This is a genomic window from Sporosarcina luteola, from assembly GCF_007991495.1.
Lineage (GTDB): Bacteria > Bacillota > Bacilli > Bacillales_A > Planococcaceae > Sporosarcina > Sporosarcina luteola.
This window is the reverse complement of sequence record NZ_BJYL01000039.1, coordinates 22558-38568: the sequence shown is the minus strand read 5'-3', so window position 1 is coordinate 38568 and position 16011 is coordinate 22558. Positions and strand designations below refer to the sequence as shown.

The following is a 16011-nucleotide window of genomic DNA, read 5'->3' as shown; positions in this document are numbered from 1 at the left end:
AGATTCTAGACAGACATTGGACGCGCGAACGCCTGCTTTGGACGCGGGAAATCTTAATTACAAAAAACTGTCTGAAAAGTCTAGCCTTCGACTTTCAAACAGTTTTTTTGTTGTAAAGAAGTTTCACTAATTCTCTCTGTTTACGATGTAATGTAAGAGATGTTTCAAGTAGGTTGTTTTGTATTTCATTTCCCTCAACGTTTCCATCGCAGTGGAATAATGGTCCCACATCGCTTTTCGGGCTCCTTCAGCACCGAGGATTGAGACGAAGTTTGAATTGTTATTTTCGACGTCTTTTCCAATTGGCTTTCCGAGTGCTTCCAAATCTCCTTCTACGTCGAGCAAGTCATCTTTAATTTGAAAAGCGTTGCCGGCATGATAGGCAAATCGCTTCAAAGCTTCCAGTTCCGATTCCTGTTTTCCCGCCAGAATTGCAGGCATCAGGAGAGAGGCTTCGAAGGCGATGCCGGTTTTGTAGTAGCACATCGTATTCAACTGTTCCAAAGTCAACGGCTTCCCTTTGGAATTCAAATCCATCGCCTGGCCTTTACACATATCCGTTGTCTTTCCGGCCGAGTATTGAATTAAGCGAAGTACCACTTTCGGATCGAATTGGTCGAGCGAGGCTTGTTCCTGAACAGCCTGTTGGGTCAGAAAAAGACCGGTTAACTCCGCTACAGCTGTATTATAGATGTGATGCACCGTTGGACGCCCCCTACGGATGGACGAGTTGTCCTGAGACGGAAGGTCATCGAAAATCAAAGATGCTGTATGCATGTATTCTAATGATTTCAGCAAGGGCACGATCGCCGACTCATCCAATCCATATTCATGCACACCCATAATCCATGTCACAATTGGTCTCAGCCGCTTCCCTTCACCTTGCAGACTGTAATTTGCAGCGTCCATAATGGGATCTTCCCACAGGGATGCATCGTCATTCCCGCGGATACATAACATATCATTTATCCGGCTACGTACGGTTTTAACTGTTTCCAAAAAGGTTTCCCGTTCTCTTCCTTCCTCTTTCAAATTGGTGATGATATGGTCTCGGAGCAATTTATCGAAGAAATCAACATCATCCGCTTTTCGAACCATCTTTTGGATGAGCCGATCGAATTTGGAATTCCCGGTTGCGAATAATTGCATCACTTCATTGTATTTTTTGTCTCCCATCCGCTCTTTAAAGCGTTTCAAACCGTTTATCGCACGGTTTAACATCACTTCACATGTCTTTTTATCTGAATGATACACATTGTGAATCAAGTTGGAGATGACCGTCCAATACAATTCAAATGGATTTATAAGATCCGGGCGTGTTTGACGGTATTTTAAATAATACGTGTAAGGCGTAACCGCACCGGCTTCGAGGTCATCAAACATATCTGCGAAATCATCAGCCAGCTGATTGTAAATGCCGAAGAAGAATGTACGGGTATCAAACCCGTCATCCTCCTCGGCACTTAGGACGGAACGAACAATCAGACGTGAAGAAGCGGATTTTAAAATGACCGGTATATAAAGTTCTTCATTCGTGTAATTTGCATGTAACAGATCCTTTTCACGGTCCTCTTCTTGGGAATGAAAAAACACATAAGATTGCTCGAAAAAATGGTCTTTTGTTTCTTGTCGCAAACGACCTTGAATATACGCAAAAGCCTCACGAAGTTCCGAATGAATATAGCGTATTAACTCTTTGCTCTTTCCGGCCCACGCCCCTAATTCAGGTACAGATCCTGTAACTAGAGTCGTGCGGATCAAACTGGAATACTGTTTTTTCTCTTTCTCGGATAAGACATCCGAATCCAAAAGATCATCGATGAACGGATAAGTCAGTCCATAAGAATAGCCCAATCGTATCGCTTCGTCCAACTTCCGTGTACGTTCTTCAGTGGATAGATCATCGTCCATCTCTTCAACCTGGTGCAAGATGACCCCGGCAATGATCTTCATCAACTTCCGCTTCGCTTCTTCAGCATTCATCCCATCTGGAATATTGGAAGAAACAGTCTTTAGTTTATTCATCAACCAGATGAATGTCGACTCAATGCCTTCCTTCTGCGCCCAACGGTATAAGCTACCCATACTGAACATCTCACTTGTACTTTCATTGCCAGTCGGATTAGAACGCCGTAAGTATTCTTTTAAGTTGTTAACGACATGCTGAATTCTATTCAGAGTATGGGGGGAATCGAGGGATTTTCCCAAATCCCGCATGAAGATATAGGAGATGCTTCGATCCAAGTAATTGTCGAGTTTCCCAGTAGACTCGAGCCATTGTATATAATGATAATATCCGCGTGAATTGGATCTTCCTTTTCCACGCGAAAACAATGAATTATGATGGATATGATTCTGTTTCCACGCTTGTATATCCTCAGTTAAGGTAGTAGCATAAATCTTGTTTGCAAGCTGTCCGGAAAGTGATGCAAAGTATTCTGCAGCCTTCTTCTCAGCAAGCTGGTAACCTGCATCGGCATTTATTTGTAACCTATCATTCATCCTACATTACCTCTACTTCATGTTTTTTTAGTGCATGTGAAATGAAACACTCTACTATATGATATGGGCTAGCATTAACTGCATGATGGATATTATCGCAGACCTAAACAAATACTAACATATTACGTTGAATTACTATTATGTTTATAAGGAATCGGAGCCGACGAATATGATGCGACTACATAAAAGACGGGAAATGCATTTAAACCTTCAACCAACTAACATTATTGGATTCAAAATGAAAATGATTTTATTAATAGGTGCTCTTATTATTGCCATTATATTGGTGATTGGATTTTTCACTGGTCATTTCATTTCCGAAACGATGGAGGCGCAAGTTGGAGACCGGGCGCTTAGTGTAGCGGAGAGCGTAGCGCATATCCCAGAGCTTGCCGAAGCATTTCGGCAAGAAGACCCCCCATCTGCGATCAACGCGCTTGTCACACCCATTCAACAAGCTACAAAGGCCGAATTCATTGTCGTCGGCAATCGGAAAGAGATTCGGTATGCACATCCTGACAACGACAAAATTGGTAAGAAGATGGTCGGTGAAGATAACGAAAGAGCGTTGGCTTATGGCGAATCGTATGTCTCAAAAGCAGTCGGATCTTTAGGCAGCTCTGTTCGTGCCAAAGTTCCCGTGTATTTGGATGGGGAAATTGTCGGCGTCGTATCGGTCGGATATTTAGTGAACGATATTCAATCGATCATACAATCTTCTACTAGCCATATTTGGATTGTCTTAGTAAATATTGCTGTTGTGGCTGTGATTGGTGCTATTCTCATTGCATCCTACATTAAAAAAGTGTTACTCGGATTAGAACCTAAAGAAATTGCATATTTATTGTTCCAAAAAGAAACGATTCTGCAATCCACACATGAAGGCATCATCGCTGTGAATCAAAACGGCATGATAACGATGCTCAATTTTGCAGCACAACGTTTATTGTTCGATCAAGTCATCCCTTCCAGACAGTATGAGGGGAAACCCCTAAAAGACCTTGCACCTTCACAGCAATTGCTCAATCTTCTTCATGATGAAAATGAACGAATTGACCAAGAGATGATGATCGGCAAAACAATCGTATTTGTTAATAAAGCCCCCATTTATGCTGAAAACTCGTTTATTGGCACAGTTTTTACTTTTCGTAATAAGACTGAAATTGACTTGCTGACGAAGGAATTGAAGTCTGTCAAACAATATACAAATGCATTACGGGCCCAAACACATGAATTTTCAAACAAGCTGTATACAATTCTCGGTTTATTGCAATTGGATAAAAAAGAAGAGGCAATCCGTTATATCCAGCGGGAAAGTTCGTTGCAGAAAAACTGGATTCATCTCCTTATTCAAAAAGTATCAGATCCTATGGTGAGCGGTCTATTATTAGGCAAGTTAAATCAGGCAAGCGAGTTAGGGATTGAGTTTACGATTCAAGAAGATAGCAGATTGACGACCCATTTAAATGAAATGCAAAGTGAAGCGTTGTTGACCGCAATCGGGAATTTGATTGATAATGCGATGGATGCAGTGAAAAATAACTCACCAGCTGATAAAAAAATAGCTTTATATTTCACGGATATTGGAAATGATATCATTTTTGAAATAGATGACGCAGGTGAAGGCGTGCCGGATCAGCACATCACTTCGGTCTTTCAACAAGGGTTTACGACAAAAGAAGGGGAGCACGGCGGTTTTGGACTGGCGCTGACAAAGCAAATAATTGAAGAAGTTAACGGGGATCTCTACTTGGAGGAAGGAGATCTGGGCGGCGCAAGTTTCGTGCTTTCCATACCAAAAGATTTAGAGGAAAGGGGAGATTCGAATGCTTAAGTCGATTGATGTATTAATCGTTGAGGACGACTTTCGAATTGCAGACATTAACCGGCAATTTGTTAGCCGGGTGGAAGGATTTGTTGTAGCCGATGTTGTAAAGACAGGTAAAGAGGCCCTTCATTTTTTACGCAATGCCAGTAGTTTGCCGGAGCTCATTTTATTAGATGTCTATATACCCGACGTCGAAGGGCTCAACTTATTTTGGACATTGCGCAACGAGTTTAATGAAATTGACGTCATTATGATAACGGCTGCGAGAGAAGCAGAGACGATTGCTGAAACGCTGCGCGGCGGGATTTTTGATTATATTGTGAAACCGGCGGACTTTTACCGTTTTGAACAGACATTATTGAGATATAGAGAACAAAAGCATCTATTGACTTCAAAGACAGAGCTTATGCAAGAAGAGATTGATCGTCTAACGGGCTTGCAGTTGGCCTTTTCGACTAAAAAAGAGCCTGAAGAAAGATTGCCGAAAGGAATCGATCAGATTACATTGGAAAAAGTAAAAAGGATCTTACTAGAAAGCGATGAATATGGGATTACCGCCCTAGATGCAGGCAGCAAAGTAGGGGTCAGCCGATCGACTGCAAGACGTTATTTGGAATACCTAGTGTCCATCAAAGAAGCAGATGCTCAGCTGAAATACGGGGATATCGGTCGCCCGGAACGAAAATATGTACCGTGGACAGAATGAACAAAACATCCATAATGCTCATTAGTGATTTAATGTAAATAAACTTATACATATAACCTTTCTATGATAAATTTCTAGCTATAGAATATTTTGAATTAGAGACGGTTATTTTTTTTGCGGCGGTACTTGTTTTTTTAACCGAGTATGTATCCGCTTACATAGACCTTTCTTTTTCATGAGTGGACTTCGGTTTGCTGGAAAGGAGACATATATGCTAAGTATTATTGGTTTGATTACGATTGTCATTATTGTAGCGTTGCTCATTAGCGGAAAAGTTTCTCCTATCGTTGGACTCGTGTTAGTTCCGGTTGCCGGAGCATTTGCTGCCGGTTTTGGTTTTGATCAAATTGGAGAGTTTTTCACAGAAGGAACGACCAAAGTTGCCGGCGTTGCCATTATGTTCATTTTTGCGATTTTATTTTTCGGAATAATGCAAGATGTCGGGTTGTTCGATCCTCTTATTAACAAAATGATTGCCGTTTCTCGCGGAAACGTAATTGCCGTTGCAGTAGCAACTGTAATCATTGCCGCCATTGCACACTTGGACGGATCCGGAGCGTCGACATTCCTCATAACAATCCCGGCATTGCTGCCACTCTATAAGCGATTGAAGATGAACCCTTATTTGCTCCTTATGCTCGTCGGAACTGCTGCATCCATTATGAATATGGTTCCTTGGGCTGGTCCACTCGGAAGAACGGCTTCTGTGTTAGATGTAGATGTCACTGAACTTTGGAGACCGTTAATTCCAATTCAAATTATTGGGTTGGTTTTATTGATTGCCATAGCTGTTGCACTTGGCTACCGTGAAAAACGGTTGATCGCTAAAAAGGCTGCGTCAGGGATAGAATCTGACGATGACATTAACGACGCAACGATTGCTGAAGCACAGCTCGCTGCTGTTGTAGAAGAAGATTTGTCACGCCCGAAACTGATTTGGATTAACGCATTTTTAGCGATTGCTGTAATCGGCCTTCTCGTGTGGGGAATTATACCGGCCGGTTTCGCATTTATGATTGGTGTCAGCATCGCATTGCCGATTAACTTCCCGAAAGTCAAAGATCAAATGGAACGCATCAAAGCACATGCTCCTGGCGGAATCATGATGGCGACGATTATATTGGCAGCTGGATCATTCTTAGGGATCTTAAACGGTACAAATATGCTGACGTCGATTGCAACAGATCTTGTAACCGTTTTACCTGAATTTGTCGCTCCGTATTTACATGTCATTATTGGTGTGTTCGGAGTTCCATTCGACTTGCTATTAAGCACTGATGCTTACTATTTTGCCCTATTGCCGATTATTGACCAGGTTGCTCTTACGTTCGGCATCCCATCACTATCTACTGCATATGCCATGATCATCGGAAACATTATCGGTACATTTGTCAGCCCGTTATCACCAGCACTTTGGTTAGCACTTGGACTTGCTGGTCTTGAAATGGGGAAACATATCCGTTATTCCTTCATGATGATGTGGGGGTTAAGTATTCTATTATTACTTATTGCAGTTTTACTTGGTGTAGTTGCTATTTAAGAGAAAAAAAGGTATCGGATGCATCCAAAAGGGTGCGCTGATACCTTTTTGTTTGTAAATTATCCGAAAACACTTGCACCTTACGTTACGGTAGGTTCTATAATGGAAACAACCTAATGGGGGTGGAAGTCATGTATTCAATTGGAAAACTTGCTGAACTTAGCAATGTAACAGTGCGGACATTGCGCTATTACGATGAAATCGGATTATTGCCGCCGGCCGATCGAACTGCGCACGGCCATCGTTTTTACTCGGAAGAGGACGTGTCAAAGCTCCATTATATATTGACGTTGCGGAATCTGGGTTTGCCGCTTGAGACAATTCAGGGTGCAATGGATGACAAGCATTTGAATAGTAAAGACTTGTTAGAGATGCGATTGAAGGTGATTCAAGAGGAGCAGGAGAAGTTGAAAAGGATGGAAGACTCCATCAATTCCTTATTAGCTTTAGTGGATATCGAAGGAACCACTGACTGGAAATCAATATTTAAAACGTTCTACACCGCCCCGAATAATGAAGAGGTTTTAAAGAAAATATGGAACCAGCATTTTTCTAAGGAAGAACAAGTATTACTAAAGCAATTTCCGAATCTTGGAGACGATAGCGAATTGGCGGCAACAGCAATGACTTTATTCAGAGATGTCAGGGCTCACGTCAATGAAAGTCCAACAAGCGAAATTGCCCAGCAATTGGCGAAGCGGTGGATCTCCCTTGTCCATATAATGTATAAAGGCAATCTTGAACTTGCGAATAAAGTATGGGAGTTGAATAAGAAGCAGGAAGCTACCGGTTTTTTGTATTTTCAAAATGACATCGTCACCTTCATAGAACAATCTATTGAACATTTTAATGAAACGAATGGCACGGGATCAACTATATGAAAAAGCTGATGACGCTTGATCTAGTCTTTTACACGATACTTCCCTTCATCGTTTGGAATTACGGGCGTGAGCCATTTGGGGATTATTATGCAATGCTCCTGTCGACTGTACCCGGTTTCATTTATACAATCTATCGTTTCATTTTAGAGCGGCAGTTTAATATCGGCGGGCTTTTCATCATTTTTTCTTTATTCTTGAGCACAACGGTGAAATTACTATCAGGCAACGCTGAAAACTTGCTTTGGAACGGCGTATATCTTGGGTATTTTTATGCGGCTATTTATCTACTTTCTATATTGCTGCGGAAACCGCTTGCGCTCTATTTCGCCGTGGACTTCGCATATTTGCAAGGACAGCCGCGTGAACAAAGCAAAGCCTTATTTTCAAGTAAGGGAATTTTTAAATGGTACCAAATGTTGACAGGCTTGATTGTCTTCCGGGGTATTTTCCAGTCTACCCTGAAAGCTTTGCTCATTTATTCGTACGGCGTTGATGGATATGGACATATACTGATTTATATGCAGGTCAGCGGATGGTTCTTTGGCGCTTTGATTACAGGTGCTTCCTTCTTCGTCTATTCGAAAGTGAAACAGTATATCAAGGAGCAATACGTTGAGAGTACAGAGACGGAACAAGCAGACGGCGCATCGTAATATGCTGTCTGCTCGTTTTGAATTGACTTCATTCAAGTAGGTTCAAGGTCCCAAAATGACCATATATGTTGGGAAATGATTGATATAAGTTAGGAAATAATCGATATCTTCCCGGTTCTACCGATTACCCCAGTTCTTCTTCCGCAAGCATTGTAAATCCTTCAATGACCGTATCTTCTTCCACCTCTATCAATATGCAACGCTTTCCGTTGACTGTCACTTGCCTCACATATCTCAAATCTTGTGGGCTGATGGCGATGTTAGCGACTTTCGTTTCAATTTTGATGGATTTCGAGTTGTAATTCGGAACGATATGGCTTGCTTTCAATTCATACGTTTCATCATCGACCACATTACGGAAGGCCCTTTCCACCTTTTCCGTGTCAACGTCTTGCATGCCGCTCGCCTTCAGCACACGTGTCATTTCTTTTGTATCCAAGGTAGGAACGCTTTCCTCTTCCTCCTCTTCTTCATCCACTTCCATCATACGTTGAATTTCATCATATACGCTCGCGAGGGTTCTCGTATCCATCTCTTCTCCGACGACTGATTTTACAATCTCTTCAAAGACGGCCTTATCTTCTTCGGCGGTCATGATTTCCTCGCCGTTTAGTACATTTTCGATGAAATGGTAGTTAGGCTTATTCGCTTTTCCTGCGGAGTACAGGATATGATTCACATCTGCTGCGTTGTCCGTAAAGCATGGGAATAAAAACCCGCTGATCGGAGACGCAAGATTAATGATAGGGTCCGCTACAAAACTGGACTTGAACTCCTTTTCATTGAAATCAAAAACGAGCGATCGCTTCGGCTCCACTGTCTGGTTCATACTGCAAAGAATGAAGGGGTTTTTGTAAACCTCGTCACGTGACGCCACTTCCGACTCCTCGCTATTACGTTTCGTCGGTCTGTAATAATTCCCTCGGATAAATGTGATGACAATGTCCTTTTCATACTGAACGTCTTGCACCATCTTCCCCGCGATTCGTTGCATCTCTTCTTTCCATTGCCCTACTTCATCCGCATGAAGGCCGTCATACAGCAGTCGCTGTGTATGATCTTCTTGCTCTTCAGTTTGAGGTTGAAACTTCACTTCAAACAGCTTTGCATCTAACTTTCCGCCTAACACTTTTTTAAAGTTATTTAAAAACAACTCCTGCTGTTCCCGATCCAACATGGCAAACGGCTGGCTCACTTCATGATAGATTTCATTGCCCTCTTGCCTAATATACACGTTATAAATGTCCGTTATCTTCAATAAATCCGTATCCAATTTGAAACGTTTGCGAATGTCCGCGATTGACTTCTTATTCATCTATATCCCAACTCCCCGGCTAGTAAATTGAATCAAAAAAAGAGCATCCAAAGCATGTTTTGCTTTAGATACTCCTATTATAGCAATGTTTATGATGAGGACAGGAACATAATTAATTTTGAAAAATAGCCCGCCGCTTTTTACGGATACGGAGCTAATTGCTCTCATTCATATCCGTTCAATAAACGTTTTCGACGTTCTTCTAGATTCCTTGCTTCTGTTTCCCGTGCCATCTGATCCTTTTGTAATTGTCCATTGATACGCGGATCTTGCAATCTCATTGTACTCCATTTTGAAGGTCCCATTATTTTAGCAACTTTTTTTATTTCATCTTCATAAAACAACATGTCCATTCCTCCCCTATATGAATTTTCAAGGGAATCGAAATACACTATTCCCCTTACTCTACTATACTCAAGCAGCTAAGGCCCGCGAAGGTTATGCGCACAACAGAAAGGAATTAAGTTAGACATGCAGTAAAAATCAAAAAAGGAGTCATAAAAGTCTATGTTGAAATACCCCCATAAACTAATTTATGGGGGAGTATTCTCAAATTACTCTTCTTCCACAATCTCCTGTACCTCGTCCAATTGCCGTTTCATAACATCAAGCTGTTTCTTGTTTTGCTGCACGGTATCCATATGCTCATCCAGTTGCTCGGCATTCGATAATGCGTTTTCAGCGCGCGAAATCGAATTGAAAGCATGCTCTACAGCCATCTCTTCCGGGTGCGACATCGCCTGCTTCACCGATCGATCCGCCTTTAAAACGGAGTTGCTTAAGAACGTACTTGGATGCTCTTTTTTCCAACTTGGTTTTGAGTCCTTCGCCATAGTTTTCCCTCCTACTACAAATAAGTTTTACGGCGAGCTTAGTATTGTGAGAAATCAAAAAAATATGCGCGGACTTTTACGTGTTCACATGTTTATAAATTGTTTCTAGTATATCTATCCATTTTTTTGTGTAAAATGAAATACGAGAGGTTTGTAATCTATTGCAAACAAGAGGATACTAAACTTAAAGGATTATACATAGAAAATTGGTTGCGAGGGGTACTTGACTATATGAATGCATTAATTGAGCTAATTCAAAAAAAAGAAGTGAAACGACTTATCATCTTCGCCTTAATCATCGTGCTGTTATTTAGTGTAAGAAGCATGATGAATTTAATACTACTAACTTTTATTTTTTCATTTTTGATGAATCGTCTTGTTGAATTTACGGCGAAGCATGTGCGATTGAATCGGAAGCTGATTGTTATCACACTGTATACGTTGATTGTCGGCATTTTGACAGTTGCTGTTGTCAAATACTTACCGCTCATCTCCCTTGAAATTAGCCAGCTCGTTAGGCAAATAACGAATTTCTTTACCCATCCGCAAGAAAATCCATTGTTAGGTGTTATTGAATCATTTATCTCTGGTGAACAAATTAAGGCCTATATCGATAATGGCTTATCCTTCCTACTAAAATCATTTTCGGATATAAGTAAGATAAGTGTTCAAGTACTGCTCGCATTGATTTTAAGCTTGTTTTTCCTTATTGAAAAACCACGTCTTATCGAGTTTACGAATAAGTTTAAGAACAGTAAAATTGCTCCATTCTATTACGAAATTGAGTTTTTCGGCAAGAAATTTTCACGTACTTTCGGCAAAGTAATTGAAGCGCAATTTATCATTGCGCTCGTCAATACATTTTTATCAGTCATTGTTTTAATGGTTCTTGGCTACCCTCAGATCGTCGGACTTGCTATTATGATTTTCTTCATGGGGCTAATCCCCGTCGCAGGAGTCATCATTTCACTGATTCCCCTTACGATTATCGGCTTCACAATTGGCGGATTCCTGACAGTTCTGTACTTACTAATTGCCATTATGGTCATTCATGCAATTGAAGCGTACATATTAAATCCAAAGCTCATGTCTTCAAAAACAGATCTGCCCGTTTTTTACACATTCATCGTGCTCATCTTTTCGCAAAATTTCTTTGGTGTCTGGGGGCTGATTATCGGAATTCCTGTCTTCATTTTCCTGCTTGATGTTTTAGACGTGACAGACAAAGAAACGCCAACTCCAAATCAAATCGGCAAGATGGATAGTTAATATTTTGATAAAATTTAAAACACCAGCAAGGTAATCGCTGGTGTTTTTCAATTGAAGAATTTTAGCCCAAGGGCTTTTGGATTCATTCAGGCTTACTCAGTTTTTCATAGATTCTCAATAGCTGTTCTCGCTCTTCATCTGTTAACTGTTCAAACATTTTTTTGCGTAATGCTATACCTTCCTGATTTGCTCTCCCCACCATCTCTTCGCCTTTATCGGTAATTCCTAAATAGATGATTCGTCGATCAGACTCGTCTGTTAGTCTAACGGCCAAATCTTTTTTAACAAGCTTTTCCGCCAAATGCGTTAAGGTAGGAGGAGTCAGCCCTAAAATCTTTGCAATATCGGAAGGACGACTTTTTCCATGTACCTTCAGATGGGCTAGCACAAGAATATGGGACACACCGAGGTCTTCGTTGAACATTTTGTTCCACTGAATGACTAAATTATTCGTGACCTTATCCATACTATGGATGGTTTCGAAAATAGTCCATTCCTTCATACTATTCATTCCCACTTTCAAGAAATAAGGGCCCCTAATGGGATTAGGAGCCCTTCTTAACATTATTGAGCTGAGAAACCACCGTCAATCACAAGTTCTGAACCTGTGATGTAAGATGATTCATCTGAAGCTAAGAACAATGCTGCGTTTGCGATATCAGCAGGCTTTCCTAACCGTTGCAATGGTGTTGCTTGGATCAAGCGGCCAAGAAGTTCCTTTGAGGTGCTTAATGATGCCGTCATCGGAGTTTCGATAATCCCCGGGAATAGTGTATTTACACGGACGCCTTGGTGGCCAAAAGTGGTTGCTGCCGCTTTGGATAGAGCACGTACAGCCCCTTTGGATGCCGAATAATGATTAAATCCTTGCCCAATTTGAGCTGTATAGGATGAAATGTTCACAATGGAACCTTGGTTTTGTGCTGCCATGTACGGAGCAACATGCTTTATACCGGCAAAAGGACCGAAGCCATTAATGGAAAGCATCTTTTGCCAATCATCAAGATTGATTTCTTGGTATGGTTTTTCAGATGAAATGCCAGCGTTATTGACAAGGATATCAATTTTTCCGAAGCGGTCATTCACTTCTTTTGCGAATGCTTCCCATTCTTCATCTGAAGCAACATTTAATTTCATCCCATAGACATTTTCTTTTTGACTAGCCTTCTCAAGCGCTTCATCGTTAATGTCCGCTGCAACAACAATGGCACCTTCTTGAACGAATAAGTCAACCATACCTGCACCAATACCTGAAGCTCCTCCAGTTACAATTGCCACTTTATTTTCTAATCTTCTCATGACTATTCCTCTTTCCTTATATATTTAGACATCTAAATGTTTTACACCTAAATTTTATCAGTTTCTTTTTGGAATTTCAATGAATTGATACCTAATCGGGTTACTTTAAATGAGGTCTTAAGAACCAAAAGTTAAAACTATGGGTATAGTATATTTTTATTGACAGGATAAAAGTTTGATAACATACTTATATATCGACTATCTGTAATTCGTTCTAATCTTATAGTAGCAATCAGGAGTGAAATGTAGTTGTACATTGAAGGTACTTATAATATTTATATCGTCGCTCTGTCAGTGATAATAGCCGTATTGGCTTCTTATTCGGCCCTTAATATTGCAGCAAAGATCTCTAATGCAAATGGTAAGATGAAATACTTTTGGCTTTTTTCAGGCTCATTTGTAATGGGCAGCGGCGTTTGGTCCATGCATTTCATAGGAATGCTCGCATTTGAAATACATGCAAATATGGACTACGATGCATCGCTCACTCTTCTATCGATGATAGCTAGTGTACTCTCGTCATTCATCGCTTTCTATATTACGATGCCGCAGATTGTTGATATGAAGAGACTGATATTAGGTGGCTTCACGATGGGAAGTGGCATTGTTGCAATGCATTACATCGGTATGGAAGCTATGATTATGCCAATGGAATTATCCTATGACAAAGGTCTGTTACTATTGTCTGTCGTTATTGCGTTCATAGCTTCTTACGCAGCATTATTTTTGTTTCTTCGCTTTAAAAATCAACGGACAGCCAGTTGGTTGAAATGGTTGTCTGCCATCATCATGGGGACGGCCATCTGTGGCATGCATTATACAGGTTTAAAGGCAGCAAGATTTCATAGCCATTCCCATTTGACGGAGAACACGCAAGGTATTGATTTATTTTTACTGTATAGCGTTTTAATTACGACACTGTTCATTTTATTCATCTCATGGGGAGCCATGTTTTTTGATCGGAATGTATTGGAGAAGATGGCATATCAAGATGCCATCACCGGTTTACCGAATCGAAATGAAATGAATAAGTTTTTTGATACCTTTATTGGCAATGAAACGATTGGTGTTCTGTTCATAGACTTGGATAAGTTTAAAGTCATCAACGATACGATCGGTCATGATATGGGAGATCTTCTCATTTCGGAGGTGGGTGCTCGCCTGCAGCAATTTATTCGCAAGGACCAGCGAGTGTTCCGAATTGGAGGCGATGAGTTTTTACTCGTCGTGAAACATTGTGATGAAAAATGGGCAGAGCAATTGGCAAAAGAGATTTTGCTGAGCATTAAGGATGTCTATCGTATTGAAGGAAATGAATTATATATAACGGCAAGTATCGGAATTAGCATCGGCACCATTACTAGCTCTAACCGTTTTACGTTGCTTAAAGCAGCGGACATGGCAATGTATAGGGCAAAAAAGTCGGGTAAAAACCGTTACTGTCTATATAATGATGCACTTGGGTTGGAAGAAGTACGGAAGATGGAGTTAGAGAAAGACTTACAATCCGCTTTGGAAAATAATCAATTCTATATCGTTTACCAACCAAAATGGAATGTGAAAACAAATCGTTTATATGGTTTTGAAGCTTTGCTTCGGTGGGAGCATCCCCGGTTAGGCGTAATTTCGCCGGCTGAATTTATTCCAATTACAGAAGAGACGGGACTTATCGTTCCGATAACAAAATGGATCTTAGAGAAAGTGTGCCACCAATGTATAACTTGGCAGACGCAAGGCGAGCTTCAACCCGTGTCAGTGAATCTTTCCAACCGGCTTTTCCAGTCAGGACGTTTAAAGGATATGGTACAGAATGCACTCGAGAAGGCAAACTTGAAACCTCATTTGCTTGAACTGGAAATTACAGAGTCCATGGTCTTTTACGATGTAGAAGATATCATTTTACAGCTGGATAGTATCCGTGCTTTAGGAGTGCGAATTTCTATGGATGACTTCGGAACAGGCTATTCGTCAATTGGATTACTTGATCGAATGCCCATAGATACACTGAAGCTGGATCGATTATTTACAAATGATTTGGATACTCCACGTAAACGAGCCATAATGAACGCAATTATAGTCATGGCGGATGATCTGCAATTGGATCTGATTGCTGAAGGAGTCGAAAATGAAGAACATATCGAATCCTTGACTCAGCTCGGCTGTTACTTAGTACAAGGTTACTTTTACGGAAAACCGATGAAAGTTGGAGAAATTAACAAGCTTTTTTTCAACCTGAATGATAAGCAGTTAAGAACTGTATAGCTTGTTAAGAACAAAAAGCTGGACAAGATTTCTATTCTATTAGAAATTCTTGCCCAGCTTTTTTCAATTCCTAGCAAATTCACCATCAACTTCAACCGTTTCAAATATATTAATAAAGGCTTTGTCATCATGGCTACGAACAATCTTTTTCACTTGCATTGTTTCATAACGTGTCACGACCATCATTAAAATATGCTTTGTCTCCTGTGTGTAACCGCCATATCCTTCTGTAATCGTAATGCCCCGATAGATTGAGCCGAGAAGTTCTTTTCGGATGGACTCTCCTTTTGTCGTTACAATCTGCATCGTTAGTTTAATGTGATTCGTATGGAGGGTATCGATCATTTTGCCTGTTAAATAGATTGACAGCAAAGTGTATAATGCAATATTCCAATCGAAAAAGGCACCTGAAACAAGAACGATGATCCCATTCATAGCCGTAAGGAGCAGACCGATGCTCACATTGCTCGTCCGTGAAAGGATGATGGCAATGATATCCAAGCCGCCTGAAGTACCGGAGAATTTCAGGATTATCCCAACCCCAACACCACCTATAATGCCGCCAAAAATAGCGGACAGCAAGATATTGTCTGTAACAGGAACGACCGGCAAAAGATATAAAAAAGCTGAAAGTGAAGCAACACAAACGAGCGTATTAAGTGTTATCACCCTTCCAAGCTTAAAGTATCCTAAAATCAGTAATGGCAAATTGAGCAATAGATTCATCAACCCAATATCAAATGGAGTGACGAGGCCAATCAAAATGGCGATTCCGCTTATGCCACTGCTTAAAATACCATATGGCACCAGAAAAAAGTTAAAACCAAATGCAACAATTAGCGAACCAAGCACGACAACCAAATTTTTCATTCCTTGTAGACCCCCATTTCATAAATGACAACTGATGAACCTTCTTGTTTTTT

The 16011-nt window shown here is 40.8% G+C and carries 14 protein-coding genes; 7 read left to right on the top strand and 7 right to left on the bottom strand.

Annotated elements, in window-relative coordinates:
• Nucleotides 1-126: 126 nt before the first annotated feature.
• On the bottom strand, nucleotides 127-2502 hold the full coding sequence (locus SLU01_RS14365) for a polyprenyl synthetase family protein (protein WP_147059532.1): 2376 nt from the start codon (nucleotides 2500-2502) through the stop codon (nucleotides 127-129).
• Nucleotides 2503-2671: 169 nt separating this feature from the next.
• Between SLU01_RS14365 and SLU01_RS14360 the strand changes: the two genes are divergently transcribed.
• The 5 genes from SLU01_RS14360 to SLU01_RS14340 all read left to right on the top strand — a co-directional run bounded on the left by SLU01_RS14360 (nucleotide 2672) and on the right by SLU01_RS14340 (nucleotide 8110).
• Nucleotides 2672-4336 (top strand): ATP-binding protein, encoded by a 1665-nt coding sequence (locus SLU01_RS14360; protein WP_246110998.1) that lies wholly within the window; start codon nucleotides 2672-2674, stop codon nucleotides 4334-4336.
• Nucleotides 4329-5036, top strand: coding sequence for a response regulator (locus tag SLU01_RS14355; protein WP_147059530.1), 708 nt, complete (start codon nucleotides 4329-4331; stop codon nucleotides 5034-5036). The genes SLU01_RS14360 and SLU01_RS14355 overlap by 8 nt, the downstream gene beginning before the upstream one ends.
• A 211-nt stretch (nucleotides 5037-5247) precedes the next feature.
• Nucleotides 5248-6576 (top strand): CitMHS family transporter, encoded by a 1329-nt coding sequence (locus SLU01_RS14350; RefSeq protein WP_147059528.1) that lies wholly within the window; start codon nucleotides 5248-5250, stop codon nucleotides 6574-6576.
• A 131-nt stretch (nucleotides 6577-6707) separates the two neighbouring features.
• A complete protein-coding gene (locus tag SLU01_RS14345; RefSeq protein ID WP_147059526.1) occupies nucleotides 6708-7457 on the top strand; it encodes a MerR family transcriptional regulator in 750 nt (249 codons plus the stop codon).
• A complete protein-coding gene (locus SLU01_RS14340) occupies nucleotides 7454-8110 on the top strand; it encodes a VC0807 family protein (RefSeq protein ID WP_147059524.1) in 657 nt (218 codons plus the stop codon). The genes SLU01_RS14345 and SLU01_RS14340 overlap by 4 nt, the downstream gene beginning before the upstream one ends.
• Nucleotides 8111-8234: 124 nt before the next feature.
• Here the strand turns inward: SLU01_RS14340 and SLU01_RS14335 are convergent, their stop codons facing one another.
• The 3 genes from SLU01_RS14335 to SLU01_RS14325 all read right to left on the bottom strand — a co-directional run bounded on the left by SLU01_RS14335 (nucleotide 8235) and on the right by SLU01_RS14325 (nucleotide 10258).
• Nucleotides 8235-9425, bottom strand: a complete 1191-nt coding sequence (locus tag SLU01_RS14335; protein WP_147059522.1) for a DUF4317 domain-containing protein — start codon at nucleotides 9423-9425, stop codon at nucleotides 8235-8237.
• 164 nt (nucleotides 9426-9589) lie between these two features.
• Nucleotides 9590-9772 carry a hypothetical protein gene (locus SLU01_RS14330; RefSeq protein WP_147059520.1) on the bottom strand — a complete coding sequence of 61 codons (183 nt, stop codon included), beginning with the start codon at nucleotides 9770-9772 and terminating at the stop codon, nucleotides 9590-9592.
• A 207-nt stretch (nucleotides 9773-9979) separates the two neighbouring features.
• A complete protein-coding gene (locus tag SLU01_RS14325; RefSeq protein WP_147059518.1) occupies nucleotides 9980-10258 on the bottom strand; it encodes a hypothetical protein in 279 nt (92 codons plus the stop codon).
• A gap of 231 nt (nucleotides 10259-10489) precedes the next feature.
• Between SLU01_RS14325 and SLU01_RS14320 the strand changes: the two genes are divergently transcribed.
• A complete protein-coding gene (locus tag SLU01_RS14320) occupies nucleotides 10490-11527 on the top strand; it encodes an AI-2E family transporter (protein ID WP_147059516.1) in 1038 nt (345 codons plus the stop codon).
• Nucleotides 11528-11609: 82 nt separating this feature from the next.
• Here the strand turns inward: SLU01_RS14320 and SLU01_RS14315 are convergent, their stop codons facing one another.
• Together SLU01_RS14315 and SLU01_RS14310 are read right to left on the bottom strand one after the other, a co-directional pair.
• The gene (locus tag SLU01_RS14315; RefSeq protein WP_147059514.1) at nucleotides 11610-12029 is read right to left on the bottom strand and encodes a MarR family winged helix-turn-helix transcriptional regulator; all 420 of its coding nucleotides are present in this window, start codon (nucleotides 12027-12029) and stop codon (nucleotides 11610-11612) included.
• A 62-nt stretch (nucleotides 12030-12091) separates the two neighbouring features.
• Nucleotides 12092-12826 carry an SDR family NAD(P)-dependent oxidoreductase gene (locus SLU01_RS14310; RefSeq protein ID WP_147059512.1) on the bottom strand — a complete coding sequence of 245 codons (735 nt, stop codon included), beginning with the start codon at nucleotides 12824-12826 and terminating at the stop codon, nucleotides 12092-12094.
• A gap of 255 nt (nucleotides 12827-13081) precedes the next feature.
• Here SLU01_RS14310 and SLU01_RS14305 point away from each other — a divergent pair, with 255 nt between their 5' ends.
• A complete protein-coding gene (locus tag SLU01_RS14305; protein WP_147059564.1) occupies nucleotides 13082-15088 on the top strand; it encodes a bifunctional diguanylate cyclase/phosphodiesterase in 2007 nt (668 codons plus the stop codon).
• A 63-nt stretch (nucleotides 15089-15151) separates the two neighbouring features.
• Here the strand turns inward: SLU01_RS14305 and SLU01_RS14300 are convergent, their stop codons facing one another.
• Nucleotides 15152-15958, bottom strand: coding sequence for a YitT family protein (locus SLU01_RS14300; protein ID WP_147059510.1), 807 nt, complete (start codon nucleotides 15956-15958; stop codon nucleotides 15152-15154).
• Nucleotides 15959-16011: the final 53 nt, after the last annotated feature.